The 16,680-nt window shown below is 71.1% G+C and carries 17 protein-coding genes; 4 read left to right on the top strand and 13 right to left on the bottom strand.

The features are described 5' to 3' along the window. Positions 1-24 precede the first annotated feature (24 nt). From JOD63_RS00785 to JOD63_RS00765, 5 genes are all read right to left on the bottom strand, one after another. The gene (locus JOD63_RS00785; protein WP_045276448.1) at positions 25-1,011 is read right to left on the bottom strand and encodes a zinc-ribbon domain-containing protein; all 987 of its coding nucleotides are present in this window, start codon (positions 1,009-1,011) and stop codon (positions 25-27) included. 135 nt (positions 1,012-1,146) lie between these two features. Beyond that, entirely contained in the window at positions 1,147-2,532 is a 1,386-nt protein-coding gene (locus JOD63_RS00780) for an acyltransferase family protein (RefSeq protein ID WP_084613637.1), read from the bottom strand. Between the two features lie 144 nt (positions 2,533-2,676). After that, positions 2,677-3,348, bottom strand: coding sequence for a response regulator (locus tag JOD63_RS00775; RefSeq protein ID WP_045276447.1), 672 nt, complete (start codon positions 3,346-3,348; stop codon positions 2,677-2,679). Next, the gene (locus JOD63_RS00770; RefSeq protein WP_045276446.1) at positions 3,345-4,550 is read right to left on the bottom strand and encodes a sensor histidine kinase; all 1,206 of its coding nucleotides are present in this window, start codon (positions 4,548-4,550) and stop codon (positions 3,345-3,347) included. The genes JOD63_RS00775 and JOD63_RS00770 overlap by 4 nt, the downstream gene beginning before the upstream one ends. Continuing rightward, entirely contained in the window at positions 4,541-5,236 is a 696-nt protein-coding gene (locus JOD63_RS00765; protein ID WP_045276445.1) for a DedA family protein, read from the bottom strand. Before JOD63_RS00765 ends, JOD63_RS00770 begins: the two co-directional genes overlap by 10 nt. 107 nt (positions 5,237-5,343) lie before the next feature. On the opposite strand from JOD63_RS00765, the gene JOD63_RS00760 reads away from it, so the two are divergent. Further along, a complete protein-coding gene (locus JOD63_RS00760) occupies positions 5,344-6,255 on the top strand; it encodes an arginase family protein (protein WP_084613635.1) in 912 nt (303 codons plus the stop codon). Positions 6,256-6,481: 226 nt separating this feature from the next. On the opposite strand, the gene JOD63_RS00755 is transcribed toward JOD63_RS00760, so the two are convergent. The 3 genes from JOD63_RS00755 to JOD63_RS00745 all read right to left on the bottom strand — a co-directional run bounded on the left by JOD63_RS00755 (position 6,482) and on the right by JOD63_RS00745 (position 8,354). Further along, positions 6,482-7,540, bottom strand: coding sequence for a GNAT family N-acetyltransferase (locus tag JOD63_RS00755; protein ID WP_052682570.1), 1,059 nt, complete (start codon positions 7,538-7,540; stop codon positions 6,482-6,484). An 80-nt stretch (positions 7,541-7,620) separates the two neighbouring features. Beyond that, positions 7,621-7,860, bottom strand: a complete 240-nt coding sequence (locus tag JOD63_RS00750; RefSeq protein ID WP_045276444.1) for a helix-turn-helix domain-containing protein — start codon at positions 7,858-7,860, stop codon at positions 7,621-7,623. Next, on the bottom strand, positions 7,860-8,354 hold the full coding sequence (locus JOD63_RS00745; RefSeq protein WP_045276443.1) for a DUF2975 domain-containing protein: 495 nt from the start codon (positions 8,352-8,354) through the stop codon (positions 7,860-7,862). Before JOD63_RS00745 ends, JOD63_RS00750 begins: the two co-directional genes overlap by 1 nt. A gap of 283 nt (positions 8,355-8,637) precedes the next feature. Between JOD63_RS00745 and JOD63_RS00740 the strand changes: the two genes are divergently transcribed. Next, positions 8,638-10,191: an HNH endonuclease signature motif containing protein gene (locus JOD63_RS00740; RefSeq protein ID WP_052682569.1), complete on the top strand. Its 1,554-nt coding sequence runs from the start codon at positions 8,638-8,640 to the stop codon at positions 10,189-10,191. Between the two features lie 198 nt (positions 10,192-10,389). On the opposite strand, the gene JOD63_RS00735 is transcribed toward JOD63_RS00740, so the two are convergent. Continuing rightward, positions 10,390-12,192, bottom strand: a complete 1,803-nt coding sequence (locus JOD63_RS00735; RefSeq protein ID WP_045276442.1) for a DUF2207 domain-containing protein — start codon at positions 12,190-12,192, stop codon at positions 10,390-10,392. 42 nt (positions 12,193-12,234) lie between these two features. On the opposite strand from JOD63_RS00735, the gene JOD63_RS00730 reads away from it, so the two are divergent. Then, positions 12,235-12,684 carry a MarR family winged helix-turn-helix transcriptional regulator gene (locus tag JOD63_RS00730; protein WP_045276441.1) on the top strand — a complete coding sequence of 150 codons (450 nt, stop codon included), beginning with the start codon at positions 12,235-12,237 and terminating at the stop codon, positions 12,682-12,684. Continuing rightward, a complete protein-coding gene (locus JOD63_RS00725) occupies positions 12,684-13,076 on the top strand; it encodes a PPOX class F420-dependent oxidoreductase (RefSeq protein WP_045276440.1) in 393 nt (130 codons plus the stop codon). The genes JOD63_RS00730 and JOD63_RS00725 overlap by 1 nt, the downstream gene beginning before the upstream one ends. A 28-nt stretch (positions 13,077-13,104) precedes the next feature. Here the strand turns inward: JOD63_RS00725 and JOD63_RS00720 are convergent, their stop codons facing one another. The 4 genes from JOD63_RS00720 to JOD63_RS00705 all read right to left on the bottom strand — a co-directional run bounded on the left by JOD63_RS00720 (position 13,105) and on the right by JOD63_RS00705 (position 16,665). Further along, complete coding sequence (locus JOD63_RS00720) at positions 13,105-14,109, bottom strand: DUF2804 domain-containing protein (protein WP_045276439.1); 1,005 nt, start codon at positions 14,107-14,109, stop codon at positions 13,105-13,107. Positions 14,110-14,162: 53 nt separating this feature from the next. After that, complete coding sequence (locus JOD63_RS00715; protein ID WP_045276438.1) at positions 14,163-15,749, bottom strand: L-serine ammonia-lyase, iron-sulfur-dependent, subunit alpha; 1,587 nt, start codon at positions 15,747-15,749, stop codon at positions 14,163-14,165. A 125-nt stretch (positions 15,750-15,874) separates the two neighbouring features. Continuing rightward, positions 15,875-16,240 (bottom strand): VOC family protein, encoded by a 366-nt coding sequence (locus JOD63_RS00710; protein WP_045276437.1) that lies wholly within the window; start codon positions 16,238-16,240, stop codon positions 15,875-15,877. Beyond that, a complete protein-coding gene (locus JOD63_RS00705) occupies positions 16,237-16,665 on the bottom strand; it encodes a DUF1801 domain-containing protein (RefSeq protein WP_045276436.1) in 429 nt (142 codons plus the stop codon). Before JOD63_RS00705 ends, JOD63_RS00710 begins: the two co-directional genes overlap by 4 nt. Positions 16,666-16,680: the final 15 nt, after the last annotated feature.

Genomic DNA, 16,680 nt, shown 5'->3' with positions numbered 1-16,680 from the left:
GTCGCACCGACCGGCGACATCGGCTCAGACGAGGTACGCGTCGACGAACAGCTCGCCGCGGATCTCGCGCAGCACGTCGAGGAGGCGGAGGATGCCACTGCGGCCGACGGTCTTGAGCTGCAGGTCGTACGGGCCGAGGGGCGCGAGACCACCGGTGCGCAGCCGCACGACCTCCCATCCCGCCTCGCGCAGCAGCCGGTCCTTCCTCCGGTCGACGTCCTCTCGTGGACCGACGTGCTCGAGGCCGTGGCGACCCGTCGTGTCGTACTCGATCGCGATGCGCAGCTCGGGCAGCACGAAGTCGGGCCAGACCTCCACGTGACCGAAGAACGGCCGGCCCACGCGCACCGCGTTCATGCCGGGGGTCACCGCCAGCCGGGCGAACAGGTCGGCGCGCACCCGCGCCTCTGCTGCCGATGCCGGCCGCGGCGCGCACGCGCTCACGAAGGCCTCGCCGACCGCGACGGCCGGGGTCTTCTCGCACACCGGCCGAGCGGCGCGCGAACGCCGCCCGCGCGACGTGCCTCGCGGGGCCGCCGCGCGCGCGGATGCCCCGGGAGACGCGCGTGGGTACGGAATACCGTCGCGAGGGGGCACATTCTCGCGAGGGGGCACATTCTCGCGAGCGGCCTCCTCCTCGCGGGCGGCCTCCGCCTCGCGAGCGGCGACCGGCGTTTCGATCAGCGGCGGAGCGACGATGCGCGGCGGACGCGCCGACTGCGCGCACTCCGGGCACCAGGCCGATCGCCGCCGCACCTGCCCCGGACGACTGCGCTGCTCGGTCGGCGTCGCGACGAACAGATGGCCGGCCTCGCACTGCCACAGCAGCAGCACGTCGGCGGCGGGCGGGATCTGCGAGAGGACGATCCCCGCATTGAGCTCGGGATGGTACTGGCGCACGAGCATCGGGTACGCGGCCCACGCCTCGCGGTAGCTGCCGACGGCGTACGGCACGTCGAGCCCGCGCGAGAACTGCCGCCGCGCCCACCACGCCTGAACCCGCTCCGCCACGTGGCAGAACCTACGCGCCCCTTCCGACGTCACGCCGCCTCTCGCGGTTCCGCCAGCGGCATCCGGGTATCAGGTGATCCGCGTCGCGCTCCTTCTCGGTGGCGCACATCGCGCACCGAGAGAGGGAACCCCATGTCACGCTCGATCGATCGGCTGGTCGGCCTGTTCGCCGGCGTCGTGCTCGCCTCCGTGCTGATGATGGTCGGCAGCACGCCGCTCTGACGACCAGCGCAGCGCCACCAGCATCATCGTCACGGCGATCGCCGCGGTGACCGCGGTCGTCCCCACCACCAGCAGCAGCACCACGGCGCCGATTCCGAGCGCCACCGCCCGCGGGACGAGTGCGACGGATGCCGCGGGCCGGGGCATCCGTCGCCTCTCCACGCCGGCGAGCGCGCACGCGACCACCGCCGTCAGAATGAGGGCCGCCGCGAGCCAGACCGGACGCGTGACCCACCATGCCGCGCTCGAGGGCTCGGGCAGGGCGATGCCCGTCGACAGCGCGAACAGCGCCGACGCGCCCGCCATCGCCAGCAGCACCGGCATGTGCCAGAGGTAGATCGTCATCGTGCGCTCGGTGACGAACCGGGTGAAGCCGGCGATCCTCCTGCTGCGGCTGAGCGAGTCCAGGCGATCGCGCAGCAGCGAGAAGGCGGCGGACTGGGCGACGCCCACGATGAGGAGCGCGGTGGTCGGCGGGTTGAGGTTGGCGATCAGGTCGTGCGAGTAGATCCCGCCGGCGAAAGACGCGGCGAGCGCTGCCACCGCACCACCGAGCACCAGCACCCGCGTGCGCCGGCGGAGCGCATCGATGCGACCGTCGGCGAGGAAGAAGCCGATCTGCTGCAGCGCGAGCCAGACGAATGCGAGGTTGAGGATGCCGATCGCTTCGACGCCCGTCGCGGCGCGCGCGAGGTCGACCACGACAGCCGCCGCTGCGAGCGCCCCGATCGTCGTGAGCGGCCGGCGCTCATGCGCGACGAGCAGCACCGGAAGCAGCGCCTGACACAGCAGGAAGACCCCGAGGAACCACAGCGGCTGCGCGAAGCGCCACCCGGCGACGTCCACCAGGTCGGCAGGAACACCCGCCATCGCGAGCGCCGCGAGTGCGGCCCCGACGACGCCGACGACCACCACCGCGGGCACCAGCAATCGCTGCACCCGGCCCGCGACGAACTCCGCGCGCGTTCCTCCCCGTGCACGGCGCCGCCGGAACGCGGTCGCACCGGCGAAACCGCCGACCACGAAGAAGAGCGGCATCACCTGCAGCACCCACGTGAGCGGAGCGAACCACGACGCGCCCTCCGCGGCGTTCGCGAACACCGGGCCCGACGCGTCGACGGTGACGCCGACCATGAGCGCGTGGAGCGCGACCACCGCGGCGACGCACGATGCCCGCACGAGATCGATGGCGCCGTCGCGCGTCGTCGGGGCTGGGGCGACGGGCACCGCGATGGTGGGCACGGCGGTGAGCGGCAGAGCGGGTCGCGCGCTTCGGCGAGGCGCCGGGATGATGGCCATGGGAGTCCTCCTCGGGGTGTGCTCCGAGGAGGCTAAGGACGCGGTGGATGCCGCCGCATCACACCACGGTGCCGTCTGCACCCCTACCCAGGGGTGAGATCTGCGCCCGTGCGACGACGCCGGCTGGCGGGATCCGCGCCGACCTCAGGACGCGGGTTCGGCCAGACCCGAGTCGTAAGCGAAGATCACGGCCTGCACGCGGTCGCGCGCGCCGATCTTGGCGAGCACCTTGCCGACGTGCGTCTTCACCGTCTGCTCGGCGATGAACAGCGTCGACCCGATCTCGCTGTTCGAGAGCCCTTTGCCGAGGAGCACGAGCACCTCGCGCTCGCGGTCGGTGAGCTCGGCGAGCACCGCGGCGGAGCGGGCCGGCCGGGGCTTCTGCGCCGCGAACTGCGCGATCATCTTGCGGGTGATGCTCGGCGAGAGCAGGGCCTCGCCGGCCGCGATCACGCGTACCGCGTGTACGAGCTCTTCCGGAAGGGCGTCTTTGAGCAGGAACCCGCTGGCGCCGGCCTGCAGCGCGTCGTAGACGTAGTCGTCGATGTCGAACGTGGTCAGCATGAGGATCCGCGGCACGTGGGCGGCGGGATACCGGTCGCCGAGGATGCGTCGGGTGGCGGCGATCCCGTCGAGCTGTGGCATCCGCACGTCCATCAGGATCACGTCGGGGTCGAGGCGCGCCGCGAGCGCGACGGCCTCCGTTCCGTCGGCGGCCTGGCCCACGACCCGGATGCCCTCGTGGGCGTCGAGCAGGGCCGCGAAACCGGCGCGCACCATCGCCTGATCGTCGGCGATCAGCACGCTGATGCTCACCCGCGCTCCTCTGCCCCGACCGCGAGCGGAAGCACCGCGGTGACGGTCCAGCCCCCGTCGGGGCCGGCTTCGGCCGTCAGACTACCCGCGACGAGGGCCACGCGCTCCCGCATGCCGCGCAGGCCGTGGCCGCTGCCGAGCGTCGGGGGCGCGGCATCCGTCGCCTGTCCGTTGTGCACGCGCACCTCGACCTGCGCCGCGCGGACGGCGACGATCACGTCGATGTCGGCGCCGGGCGCGTGGCGCACGGCGTTGCTCAGCGCCTCCTGCACGATGCGGTACGCGGTGAGCTGCACGCTCGGCGGCGGGTCAGCGGACTCCCCCGTGACCGACAGCTCGACCGCGACCCCAGCCCGGCGGGTGGCGTCGACGAGCTCCGCGATGTCGGCGATCCCCTGGCGCGGGGCGAGCGGCGGTGCGTCGTCGTCGGTGCGCAGCACTCCCAGCAGCCGGCGCATCTCGGTCAGCGACTGCCGGGCGAGCGCGGCGATGCCGTCGAATTCGGCGGCCGCGTCGTCGGCGACGTCGTAGAGCCGGTATCGCGCCGTGGATGCCTGCACCTGGATCACCGACATGCTGTGGGCGACGACGTCGTGGAGTTCCCGGGCGATGCGGGCGCGCTCTTCGACCAGTTCGCGCCGGGACTGCTCGACGGCAGTGAGTTCGCGGGACTGGGCGAGCTCCTCTCCGACCCGGATGCGCGCCGCGACGAGGGCGCCGACGACGCCCGCGGCCGCGGCGACCGAGGTCGCGACGATCAGATCGGCGATCACGGCTCCCGTCGCGGCTGCGTCCGGGCGGACGATCGGCGCGACGAGCGGACCGGCTGCGCCGACGACCCACGCGATCAGGCCGACGCGCCAGCCGTGCGCGCTCGTGATGGCGAGCATGAAGAGCGCGAAGGCGATGATGGCAGACACCGACCACGGCCACGGTCCGGCGTCCGCTCCTGTCGGCGTGACGACCAGCGGCAGCGCGAGCGCCGACACGCCGAACAGGGCGGTCGAGGCGCGCGGGTACCGGATCGCCAGGGGCACCGCTGCGCACAGCCCGGCGCCGAGGAGGAAGGCGACCGGCAGCGAGGTGCCGTACACGAGAGCCTGCAGCGGCACGAGCACCGCGTACACCGGCACGACCGCGGTCACCGCGACGACCACCCACACCCAGGGCTGCGGCACTCGCCGATCCCGCGTCATCGCCATCCCGCCAGTCTGGCCGATGCGCCCACGGGGAGCGAGGCGCGTTCGTCGGCGTCGCCCTGCGCCGTCGTCGGCGCCGCTTCTCGCGACGCCGCCCGCGAGCGGCGCACGGCGGCGATGCGGTCGATGACGAGTCCGAGCACGAGCGCCAGCACGATGCCGATGACGGCGCCGAGCATCGGCTGCCCCGCGAACACGTTGCCCGCGAGCATCCCGACCCCCGCCGAGTACACCGCCCAGGTGACGGCGGCGAGCGCACTCAACGCGACGAACCAGCGCCACGGATACCCCAGCGCCCCCGCCGACATGTTCACCGCGACCCGACCCACCGGGATGTACCGTGCGCCGAGGATGAGCGGTGCGCCGCGGCGCGACAGACCCGATCGTGCTCGATCGAACGCCGCGGCGACGCGAGGGCGACGCATCCAGGCGAACCGGTTCGTTCCGACAGCGCGCCCGATCGCGTACGTGAGGTTGTCGCCGATCCACGCGCCGAGTGCCGCGACCAGAGCCAGTGGAGCGACGATCGCCAGATCGCCGGTGGATGCCGCTGCCGCCGCGGCGCCCACGAGCACCGTCTCGCTCGGGATCGGCGGGAAGAACCCGTCGATGATCGCCACCGCGAACATCACCAGCAGCAGCCACGGGGACGCCGCCGCCTGCAGCACGAAGTCGTTGAGGATGTCCACCCTTCGACGCTAGGAATCGACCGCGGCCCGGCACATCACCCGGAAGTATCGCGTGGGTCATACCTCAGGACGATCTCGTCGTCCGAGGATGCGGGCATACTGGCCGGGTGATCGGTCTGATCTCGGCGCCCACCAATCTCGGCCTGCGGCCGCCGGTGCGCGGCGCCGTGCCCGGCACGGCCAAGGCGCCCGAGGCTCTGCGCGAAGCGGGGCTCCACGAACGGCTCGCCCGCCTCGGTGCGGTCGACGCGGGGGTCATCCTCCCGGGCAGATACGTCGACGACGACGAGACCCGTGCGCCGGGTCATGTGCGGAACGAAGCGGCGCTCGTCGAGCACGCACGTCGACTCGCTGCGCGGGTCGATGCCGTGCTCGACGCGGGCCGCGCGCCGCTGGTGCTCGGTGGCGACTGCAGCCTCGTGATCGGTGCTGGCCTCGCCAGCGGCGCGCAGCGGCCGTGGGGCCTCGTGCACGTCGACGGACACACCGACTTCCGGCATCCGGCGCTCACGGATGCCTGCGCAAGCGTCGCCGGCGAGGATCTCGCCGCGGCGATCGGGCTGCACTGGCCGGCGATCAGCGACATCGACGGACGAGGACCGTACTTCGCCGCAGCGAGAACTGTCCACGTCGGATGCCGCGACGACGACCCGAACCTGCCGCGGGTCCGCGCCGCGATCGGTCTGGCCGCGACATCACGCGAGGTGCTCGAACGCGGGGCGCACGCTGTCGCGGCCGATATCCTGGATGTCGCGGGCACCACCGGCTTCTGGCTGCAGCTCGACGTCGATGTACTCGATCCGATGTTCATGCCCGCGGTCGACAGCACCACCCCGGGCGGCCTGACCCCCGATGCGCTCGTGGAGCTGCTGCGAGCTCTCACTCCGTACGCGGCCGGCGCCGCGGTCACCGTGTTCGATCCCGATCTCGACCCCGATGGTCGCTGTGCGGAATTGCTCGTCGATGTGCTCGTCGATGGGCTCGCCCGGCTCGGGGATGAGATGGTCTCAGTTGACTGAGTCTGGGCGTTCTCGATGAATCACGAAAAGATAACGGCAAATCGTTGCCACCGTTACCTTGCCGTTATAGAGTGCATGCACGGTAGTTGTTTTGCTGTGGCAGCTGCCGACATGTGATTGCAGGACACTCTTGGTGCAGAGGGACACGGGCCGGTCGGAAGCCTCTCCGACCGGCCCACTTCTGTGTGCGGCTCGGCGTGCTGCGGGCCCGCGGTTCGGTGGTCGGCTAGGACTCGCCGCCCCGCACGCGCTGCAGGAGCACGGGTGACGGCGCGAAGCCCGAGCGCCGGTACAGGCCGAGCGCACGCTCGTTCGCGCTGACGAGAGTCCGCGGGATGCCGCGTCGGTCCGCCTCGCGACAGAGCTCGTCGACGAGCCGGCAACCGACTCCGCGATCGCGGTGAGCCGGAGCCACGAAGACGCTCTGGATGTCGGCGGTCAGCCTGTGCCGGTCGGAGAAGTCGGGCACACGCTCGAAGATCACCATCCACGCCATGCCCACGACTGCTCCGTCTGCGACGGCGACCTCGACGACGAGACCGTCGCCCTGACGCGCGTTCCACGCGCCGAGATCATCGGCGAACGCGACGACCTCGTCCGCCGGCGGCGCATCGTCGAGCCGCGCCCATTCGATCTTGAGTCGCGCGAGGCCGGGCAGATCGGCGGGTGTGGCACGCCGGACCTCGATCTCGGGGTTCGATTCGGCACGCGCCGTATCCGATGCGGAGACGATGATGGCTGTGTCACCGTCGAGCCGCGCGATCGCGATCGACCTCGCGCGCAGGCGGTCACCGGCCGCCGCGCTGATCGTCGGCGTGAGCGTCAGGTGCGGGCGGTAACCGGACCGCCAGTAGCCGGCCACATCGGGGATGATCCCCGCCGCCGCCTCGAGGCGATCGATCAGCCCGATATGCAGATCGGCGATGCGCGGCGTCACCACGAGCCGCACCGGGATGTCGCGGTCGGGGCCGAAGAGGGCGAGGTCGCCCAGCTCGATGTCGAGCACGGTGGCATCGAGGAGCGACGCCTCGTCTGCGGTGGCGGTGGTGCCTGCGGTTGTGGCGGCGTCTGGGGTCGCGGCGCTGTCCACTGTTGCCCCGGTGTCCGCCGCCAGAGCGGCGCCGGCGATCGCAGCGCGCACGGTGTCGTGGAGCAGGTCGACGGATGCCTCGGTCGTGAAATTCGAAACGAGGGTCACATGAGCTGGCCAGCGCCGTCGACTGAGCACGGTGCCGACCGAGATCGGGTCGAAGAGCGCGACGACGACGTACCGATGGGCGGGCATGCGAGGCAGTCTAGAGCGCTGCTTCGTCGGGCCGGTTTCGCGGGAGCACGACGGAAGCGGGGCGATCTTCCGGACCTCACCTAGGGCGTGTTCGACAATTCGGCGGGCTGCGGATCGTGTTCTTCGTAGCGGAGCAGGTCGCCGGGTTGACAGTCGAGGACTCGACAGATCGCGTCGAGTGTCGCGAAACGCACGGCCTTCGCGCGTCCATTCTTGAGGACTGCGACGTTTGCCGGCGTGATTCCGATGGCGCCTGCGAAGTCGCCGACGCTCATGCCGCGTTCGGCGAGCATGCGGTCGATCGTGATGCGGATCGTCATCACACGACCTCGTCGAGTTCGGCGCGCATCACGATGGCGCTTCGCAGGAGGGAGCGCAGCACGAGGGTGATGCACACGATCGCCATCAGGGTGAGACAGGCCATGGCCTGGACGAGTGCGACGAAGGGGCTCCCCGCCTGGCCTTTGCTGATCACAACGAATGCCGTGACGATCAGCACGATGGCGCACACGGCAGTGACCACGAGCACGTCGACCCAGAGCAGGGACGGACGTGTGAGCACGGTCAAGCTGTAGATGCGGTGCACCAGCAACGCGACCATGGCGAGGGCGATGAGACCGAGGATCGTGAGGGTGATCGCGATCGCGAGGAGCGGATCGCGAAGGTCTGCGTACTCGGGAACGCTGGTCGCGACGTTCGCGGAGAAGCTGGGAAGGAGCGCGATCGCGCCGAGGCCGACGAGGAACAGGACGCCAAGGAGTACCTCGGTGGCGACGACGAGAGGGAGTGGCGGCCGAGGCAAGTCGAGATTCATGTATCGATTCTCGATAGATACCTATCGAAAGTCAATAGGTGCACTTGACCATGGCGCTGCAGGTTCTTGAGGTCAGTCGCGGCCCTCCACCTTTGTCCGGCACGCCCTAGCCGACGCGACGGGCCGGCGGCGGGTGGGCGATACCGGCCTCAACCAGTGCACGCGTCGGTGCGGAGCATCCGTTCCTCCCCAACCGTCATCGCCACGGCGCTATCCACAGGAACACGGTTTGATCTGGGGTTTATGAGCGCAGAATGTCGGAGGCCCTCGCCAGAATAGAAGCGTGGACAACGGCGCGGGCACCCTCATCGAACAGCTCTCCGCGCTCGATCGCGCGGCGGCCGAGGTGCTGAGCACTCCCCTTGCGAACGACGTAGCGCGCTCGGTGACGGATGCCGATTCGATCGCACTCGCTCGAGTCATCGAACAGCTCGGCCGACGGATCGATGCCGCGCGGCTTCTGGTCGCGGGCGAGATCGACGATCGCTCGCGAGCCGACCGTGGAGCCGCGCGGCTGTGCACCCGCCTCGGGTGCGCGAACGCGACCGAGGCTCTCGTGCGCGCGACCGGGATCGCCGCGACGAGCGCCACCTCCCGACTGCGCGCGGCGCGCACGATCGCCACGACCACGGCGCTCTCCGGCGAGACCGTTCCCGCTCGCTGGCCGCTGCTGCGCGACGCCCTGATCTCGGGCTCGATCGGGTCCGACACTGTGGCCGCCGTCGCGACGACCCTCGATCCGATCGCGGATCGGTGCCATCCGACCGATATCGCCGCGGCCGAGAGCGAACTCGTCGGCGCAGCGATCGGAGGTGGCGCCTCCGGCGGTGCCGCCGACGATGCCCCCGCATGCACCGCCGACGAGACCCGGTTGCAGGCGCGAGTCTGGGCTCTCGCGCTCGACCCCGACGGGGTGCTTCCCGACTATGAGCGCGCGGCACGACGCCGCTTCCTCCGCGTCGGTCGCGAGCGCGAGGGACTCGTGCCGGTGACGGGCGCACTGCTGCCCGACGTCGCCGCGCAGCTCGACCGGCTGCTGCACGCGCAGCTCTCGCCACGCACATCGGGGGCCGCGGCGGGTTCGAGTTCGGGCTCGGACTCGGGTTCGAACGAGAGCCGGTGCGAAACTGGGGTGCGCTCGGGCTCCGGCTCGAACGGGAGCCAGAGCGATGCCGGCGTGCGGTTCAGCGACCCGGCCGATGATCCGGCGAGCGTGGTGCCGCTCGACATTCGAACTCGCCAGCAGAAGCAGCACGACGCGCTGGCGGCGATCCTCGGGGTCGCGGCACGCTCAGCCGAGATGCCGTCGATCGGCGGCGCGGCGCCGACTCTGCTCGTCACGATCTCGGCGCGCGACCTCGCCCGCGACGAGGGCGGTGTCGCGATCATCGACGGCACCGACACCGTCGTTCCGGCGTACGTCGCCCGGCAGATCGCCTGCTGCGGCGGAATCCAGCGTCTCGTGTTCAGCGATGACGGACGCATCGTCGAACTCGGCAGCCCGCAGCGCGTGTTCACCGCACATCAGCGCCGCGCGATCACCGCGCGCGATGGCGGCTGCATCATCCCCGGGTGCCGCATCCCGGCCGCCTGGTGCGAGATCCATCACGTCGAGGAGCACTCCCGCGGGGGTCCGACCCACACCGACAACGGCGTGATGCTCTGCTGGCACCATCACCGCACCCTCGAGACCAGCGGATGGAAGGTGCGCATCGTCGACGGCCTGCCCGAGACCCGCGCCCCGAACTGGATCGATCCGTACCGGCGATGGCGACCAGCTCGAGGATCCACCCACCTCGAGATCGAGAAGCTCCGCCGCCGAAGGCGGGCAGGATGACCGCGGGTGCGCGCCATGACGCCGAGTGCGCGACATGACGCCGAGTTCGCGACATGACCGCGACAGCGCGACATGACGGCGGGCGCGCGACGAACCACGGCGCGACCGGCGCGACCGGCGCGACAGGCGCGACCGGCGAGATCGCTCGGGGTACGACGACAGTTGAGGGCAGGAACGCGAAGGCTGAGTCGCGCCGCCTCAGACGCCCCCGCCGCCACCGCCTCCGCCGCCACCACCGGCCGAACCGCCGCCACCCGAACCGCCCGACGTCGACGACGACGATGCCGCGCTCGCCGACAGCGACGAGATGCCCGATGAGAACGAGCCCGCATCGAAGCCGTGCGTGCCGTAGTACCAGCCCGGCGTGCCGCCGGCGTAGAGCACGGCAAGCTCCTTCGCCCAGGCCTTCTCCTGCCCGAACACCACCGCGTACGGCAGCAGCGTCTCGTAGAGCTTCAGCTTCTGCGTCGGGTCGTTCACATCGACCGGCACGCGCTCCGCCCCCGTAGGCGACTGCAGCATGCGGATGCGGTCCGCCTCCGCCCACTCGATGAAGATCTTCAGCCCGGCCAGGTGGTCGCGCGTCTCCGCGCCCAGCGCGGTGAGCGGCTTGCGCGATACGAGGCCGATCACCACGAACACACCCACCGCAGCCGCGAGGATGAGCAGGATCGGCACGAGCGGAGCGACGAACGCATCGAGCGCGACGAAGCCGAAGAGCATCACGAACGCCGCCGCGATCACGGCGAGCGCAGCCGGGAGCACCCGCGTCGACACCGACACCTCGCGGCGGAGTCCCCGATTCTTCAGCTCCCGCTCTGCGGCCTTCAAGATGTGCTGCGCCGCCGCCGAAAAGCTGCGGTCGGTGCGGCCGAACTCGAACTCCTCGCCCGGGGCGCCGTACGGGAACAGCCCGCGCAGGAGCATCCGGCCGTCACCGTCGGCCTTCGACGAATCGATGAGAACGGCCTTGAGCTTCGCGCCGCTGAACCAGCGGCGCGCACCCTCTTCGATTCGGATGCTGCCGACCACCGCCTGCTCGAGCACCTCGGCGGGGATCCCCTTGGTCGTCCTCCCGAGCAGCACGGCGCTCTCGAGCGCGTCGATGATCGGGGGCGGGGTGTACTCGGCGATGATCGTCGGCCGACCCGGCTCGTCGCGGAGCTTGCGCGCGCGCGTGACCCCGGCGAACACGATCGTGCCGGCCAGCAGCGCGGCAGCGACAGCCTGCAGCCATCCCCACGAAGACGCGAAGAACGACGGATCGAACTCGGCGAAGGTTCCGCGCTCGAATCCGACGGCGATCGTCAGCGTCTCGTACGGACCCACCGTGGTCGTGGAGGCCGTGAACGTCGACCCGTCGGCCGTGATCGGGCACGTGGCCTCTGCGCTCTGGTATCCGACGTAGCAGGCTTGGTCCCCGGTGAGGGCTCCCGCGACCGAGTCATCGACGACGAGCTCGACCGACACCGCGCCGAACGGCTGCCGCCACTCGGTGCCGTTCACGTCCCAGTAGAACTCGTCGCGCCCGGTGTCGGCGAAGTATCGCGCGACGTTCTCGAGGGTGTACGTGAACACGTACGTCTGCCGGCCGTGGACGAAGTCGTCGGCCCGCGACGTCATGCTGAAGTATCCGTCTTCGGATGCCGTCTCCGACGCGCGCGCCCGCCCGTCGGCATCGGTGATCGACACCAGCGCGGGGTTCAGCGGAGCCCCTAGATACGAATCGGGGATGCTGCGTCGCATGCCGCGGTTCTGGTCGAACTCGGGGAACACGGCGACGAAGGTCTCGGTGACGCGCAGCGTGCTCGTCCCGTCGTCTGCCCGGCCGAGCTCGTAGACGACGTCCATGCTCTCGAACGTGAAGTCCTCGACGTCGGCGACCGCGGCGTCGCGCCCGCCGCCCGTGAGCACGAAGGCGATCGAGAGCAGCACCGCGAGTGCGATCGCGGCTGCGAACGAGCACACCCGTCGTGCGGGCTCGACAGACCCAGTCCCCATGAAGCACAGCCTATGGGGCAGGTTCGCAATACTCTTGAGGGCATGACCGACCGCCGCCTGGCCATCGACGCCTGGGAGAGCCTGTTCCGCGCCCAGCACGAGGTGTTCGAGCAGATCAACGGCGACTTCGACGACACCCTCTCGCAGGCCGAGTACGACGTGCTGCTGACGGTCACCCGGGGCATCGATCAGACCGCCCGACTGCGCGACGTCACCGCGAACATGCTCATCAGCCAGCCCAGCGTCTCGCGCCTGGTAGACCGCATGGTCGCGCGCGGCCTCATCGCCAAGTGCGCCGACCCCGACGACGGCCGCGGGTCACTGGTGCGCGCCACCGACGAAGGCGCCGCGCGATTCCGCCAGGTCGCCACCGCGCACGGCCGCGCGATCGCCGCACGCATGGCGGTGCTCAGCGACGAAGAGCTCGCCCATCTGCGCGACCTCACCGCCAAGCTGCGCGGGTCGTCCGACGCCGGCTACCCGCATCGCTGATGGTCTCGCTCGCTTCCCTGATGCCCGCGGGCGTCGAGTTCCTCGCCGACCGCCACCTCGCCACCCTCTCGACGATCGGGCCGAGCGGCCGCATCCACGTCGTCGCCGTCGGCTTCACCGTGCACGAAGGGGACGTTCGCATCATCACGTCCGATGCGACCCAGAAGGTGCGCAACGTCGAGCGCGACGCCCGGGCGACCGTCGCCCAGGTGTCCGGCGCGCAGTGGTTGAGCATCGCGGGCTCAGCGGTGATCGAACGCGACCCCGACGCCGTCGCCCTGGCGGTGCGGCTCTACGCCGGCCGCTACCGGCAGCCGCGCGTCAACCCGCAGCGGGTCGTCATCAAGATCACCCCCGAGTCGGTGATGGGCTCGGCCGGCCTGCTCGCCTGAGAGCGACGACCGCGGGCCGCGGCATCCGTCACCAGCGGTTGTGCACCTCTTCGGCCCAGCCGACGATGCCGTCGAAGGCGACGACCTCGCCCCCGGGCACGGCGAACGTTCCGCTCCAGTGCCCGAAGCACTGGTCGGTGCGCGACGAGACGATCCCCAGATCGGTTCGCGACACCTTGTCGAAGAACGGGAGGAAGGATGCGTCGAGCCCGCCGCCGGTCACGCGCCAGGGCTCCCGCCACCGGGCGATGTCGTAGTCCCACCGCAGCTCGTCGTGGATCTTGTGCAGGCGGCCGTCGATGAGCATCGCGTTCTCGGTGGAGCCAGTGCCCTCGGTCCACCGGCCGCCGACCTGGATGCCGATGACCCGGCCTCCCGACTCGCCTGACCCCGCACCCCAGTTCCATGCGATGTCGTACGGCCATCGACCGCGGCCGTGATCGAGCACCGCCCACGACTGGCCGGCCGGAACCTCGAAGATCTCGCCGTCGAACGCGACGCGGCCCGTCGCCGGACGGGCGACGTCTTTCACCGTGTACTGGAAGCGGGTGTCGCTCCACGGCACGACCACCGCGAGGCGCTCATGCCCGGCGGGCAGCTCGGCGACGACATCGAACGACGCACGGTGGGTCGCGGCCCGCAGGCGCGTGCCGCCGGGAACCTCGTCGATGTCGATGGCGAGATCCTTCGCGCGAGCCCGCGACGGCCCCATCTCGAGCGTGGCGGGGAGCGTCGCGCGCCCGAGCACGACCGACGTCGCCGTGCCGATCTCGCGCTCGGTCGCACGATCGAAGACCCACACCTCGCTGACGGCGGCGTAGTCGATCGACGACACGGTGAGCGCCATGATGTGGGTCGGCGTGACGACGTTCCAGTACTCCCACCGCTTGTTGCGGCCGAAGCCGCGCCCGACGCGATGCCCGATTCCGGCGGTGTCGACGAGCGGCTCGCGCGCCCATCCGACCGCGTCCCGGTTGAGTCGGCCGTTCGGCAGGGTGAGGGAGACGGGAGCGGTGAGCTCGGGCAGGGTCATCGGCGTCCTCGCGGTGATCCGGGTTCGGGGCAGGTCGATCCTAGGGCGCGATCTCAGCACTCGACGACGTTGACCGCGAGGCCGCCCTCGCTCGTCTCCTTGTACTTCGTCGACATGTCGATGCCCGTCTGCCGCATCGTCTCCACGACCGCGTCGAGCGACACGTAGTGCGAGCCGTCGCCCCGCAGCGCGAGCCGTGCCGCCGTCACCGCCGTCGACGCGGCGATCGCGTTGCGCTCGATGCAGGGGATCTGCACGAGACCGCCCACCGGGTCGCAGGTGAGCCCGAGGTGGTGCTCCATCGCGATCTCGGCGGCGTTCTCGATCTGCCGGTTCGTGCCTCCCATGACGGCCGTCAGCCCACCTGCCGCCATCGCGCACGCCGAGCCGACCTCTGCCTGACAGCCGCCTTCGGCCCCCGAGATCGACGCGTTCGCCTTGAACAGCGAGCCGAGCGCGGCAGCCGTGAGGAGGAACCGTCGGATGCCGCGCCGCCGGTTCGCATCGGCGACGTGGTCGTCGTCCCACTCGGCGACCTCGGCCGGCTGCGAGATGTGGCCGTCGTAGCCGAGGAGCGCGCTCCCGACGAGCTCGCCGTACGGCGTCACCGCGTTGCCCGACCCGAGGCCCGAGTCGGCGAGGAAGCGCCACCAGTACATCGCCACGGCCGGCAGGATGCCCGCAGCCCCGTTGGTCGGCGCCGTGACCACGCGTCCGCCGGCGGCGTTCTCCTCGTTGACGGCGAGCGCGAACGCGCCGAGCCACTCCCCCGGAAGCTCGCGCCGCCCGTCGGCCTCGGCCGCATCGAGCTGCTCCCGGATGGCCGCCGCACGCCGCTTCACCCCGAGCGCGCCGGGCAGCACGCCCCCCGCCTCGAGCCCGGCCTCGACGCAGGCCGCCATCGCATCCCAGATCGCATCGAGCCCGGCGGCGATCTCCTCATCGCCGCGCAGCGCCTCCTCGTTCAGGCGCGCTGCCTCGGCGATGGTGATGCCGCGGTCGTCGCACAGTTCGAGCAGCTCCTCCGCGCTCGCGAAGTCGAGCGGGTACGCGTGAGCCTGCACCCGCGGCGGCTCGCCCTCGCGGCGGATGAAGCCGCCGCCGACCGAGTAGTACGTCTCGCTCAGCACGAGTCCGTCGACGGATTCCTCGGCCCGGGGTACCGACAGCGCGAAAGCCGCGCCGGTGAGGTGCACCCCCGAGTCGGCATGACGGGCCGGTCCGGCATCCGTCCGCATCCAGGCCTCGAGCGTCATCGCATTGGGGTGGGCGTCGAGCCGGGTGCGCGGCAGGAACCGCACGTCTTCGCGGTGGAATCCGATGGAGTGCGTGCCGGCGAGCGCGAGCGGCCGACCCGCAGGCCAGTGGGTCCAGGCGCCGCGCACCGCGTCGGGCTCGACGGTCTCGGGTTCGAGGCCCTGGAGACCGGCGACGACGGCGTCAGGCGTGCCGTGGCCGATGCCGGTGGCGCCGAGCGAGCCGTACAGCGCGCACGTCACCCGCTCCACGCGATCGAGGAGGCCGAGTTCGCGCAGGCGCATGACGAAGTCGGATGCGGCCCGCATGGGGCCGACCGTGTGGGAGCTCGAGGGTCCTACTCCTATGGAGAACAGCTCGAACGCCGAGACGTAGGCGCTCACCTCTCCAGCCTACGCCGGGGCGACGCAGATTGCGCATGACGAATCACGAACGGCCAGCAGGATGCCGCAGCATCCTGCTCACCGAACAGCAGTATGCGCCCAGCAGGCCCGCGCGACAGGGGCGGTCACACCGCGCGGAAGCCGATCAGTCCGACGGTGTTGCCCTCGCTGTCGCGGATGAACGCCTGCTGCTCGTCGTGGCCGGCGGGCCCGAGGGTGTCGTCCTCGTGGCGGAATATCACATGCGGGGCGGAGACCACCTCCACATCGGGACCGAGCCGCTCGAGCGCGGCCTCGACGTCGTCGACCGCCAGGTAGACGAGCGACGACGGGGCGCCGCGGTCGAGCAGCAGGCGCACTCCGTCGAGGTCGAAGAGCAGCAGCCCGGGCGGATCGAAGAGGGCCGTCGGCTCGGCCTGCAGGAGCGCCGAGTAGAACCGCGCGGCACGGCCGAGGTCGTCGGCGTGCTGGGCGACCTGGGCGAGTCTCATGACCCCGGCACCGGGTCGTCGCCGCGGCCCCATGCGATGGCGATCAGCCGCCGCAGCGCGTCGAGGTCGACGTCGTCGAGCTTCTTGACGTACACGCAGCCCGCCCCCTCGGTGTACGAGCCCAGCTGCGGGAGCAGCGCCGCGCCCTCGGGCAGGTCCTTGAGTCCGTACAGCGACAACTGTGCCTTGCGCGGGGAGAAGCCGGTCTTCGGCCAGTCGCCCTGCCGCTTCGGATCCGATGGCGATACGTACCGGTAGCTGCCGTAGCCGACCATCGACGGCCCCCACAGCACCGGCTCCGCCCCGGTCACGTCGCCGAAGATCTCGGCGAGCGCCAACCCGTCGTCTCGCCTGCGCTGCGGCGTCGCCGCTTCGAGGAACGCCGACACGTCGGCATCCGTCGGCTGTGTCTTGATCTCGCTCATGCGGCAATTATGCGC

This window comes from Microbacterium terrae (genome assembly GCF_017831975.1).
In the GTDB taxonomy this organism is placed as follows: Bacteria; Actinomycetota; Actinomycetes; order Actinomycetales; family Microbacteriaceae; genus Microbacterium; species Microbacterium terrae.
This window is presented reverse-complemented; position numbering and strand designations above follow the sequence as displayed.

Coding starts and splice junctions, on each gene's coding strand:
- JOD63_RS00780 (WP_084613637.1), bottom strand. CDS start 2,532: ATGGCCATCATCCCGGCGCCTCGCCGAAGCGCGCGACCCGCTCTGCCG.
- JOD63_RS00770 (WP_045276446.1), bottom strand. CDS start 4,550: ATGGCGATGACGCGGGATCGGCGAGTGCCGCAGCCCTGGGTGTGGGTG.
- JOD63_RS00755 (WP_052682570.1), bottom strand. CDS start 7,540: ATGCCCGCCCATCGGTACGTCGTCGTCGCGCTCTTCGACCCGATCTCG.
- JOD63_RS00750 (WP_045276444.1), bottom strand. CDS start 7,860: ATGACGATCCGCATCACGATCGACCGCATGCTCGCCGAACGCGGCATG.
- JOD63_RS00745 (WP_045276443.1), bottom strand. CDS start 8,354: ATGAATCTCGACTTGCCTCGGCCGCCACTCCCTCTCGTCGTCGCCACC.
- JOD63_RS00735 (WP_045276442.1), bottom strand. CDS start 12,192: ATGGGGACTGGGTCTGTCGAGCCCGCACGACGGGTGTGCTCGTTCGCA.
- JOD63_RS00730 (WP_045276441.1), top strand. CDS start 12,235: ATGACCGACCGCCGCCTGGCCATCGACGCCTGGGAGAGCCTGTTCCGC.
- JOD63_RS00725 (WP_045276440.1), top strand. CDS start 12,684: ATGGTCTCGCTCGCTTCCCTGATGCCCGCGGGCGTCGAGTTCCTCGCC.
- JOD63_RS00720 (WP_045276439.1), bottom strand. CDS start 14,109: ATGACCCTGCCCGAGCTCACCGCTCCCGTCTCCCTCACCCTGCCGAAC.
- JOD63_RS00710 (WP_045276437.1), bottom strand. CDS start 16,240: ATGAGACTCGCCCAGGTCGCCCAGCACGCCGACGACCTCGGCCGTGCC.
- JOD63_RS00705 (WP_045276436.1), bottom strand. CDS start 16,665: ATGAGCGAGATCAAGACACAGCCGACGGATGCCGACGTGTCGGCGTTC.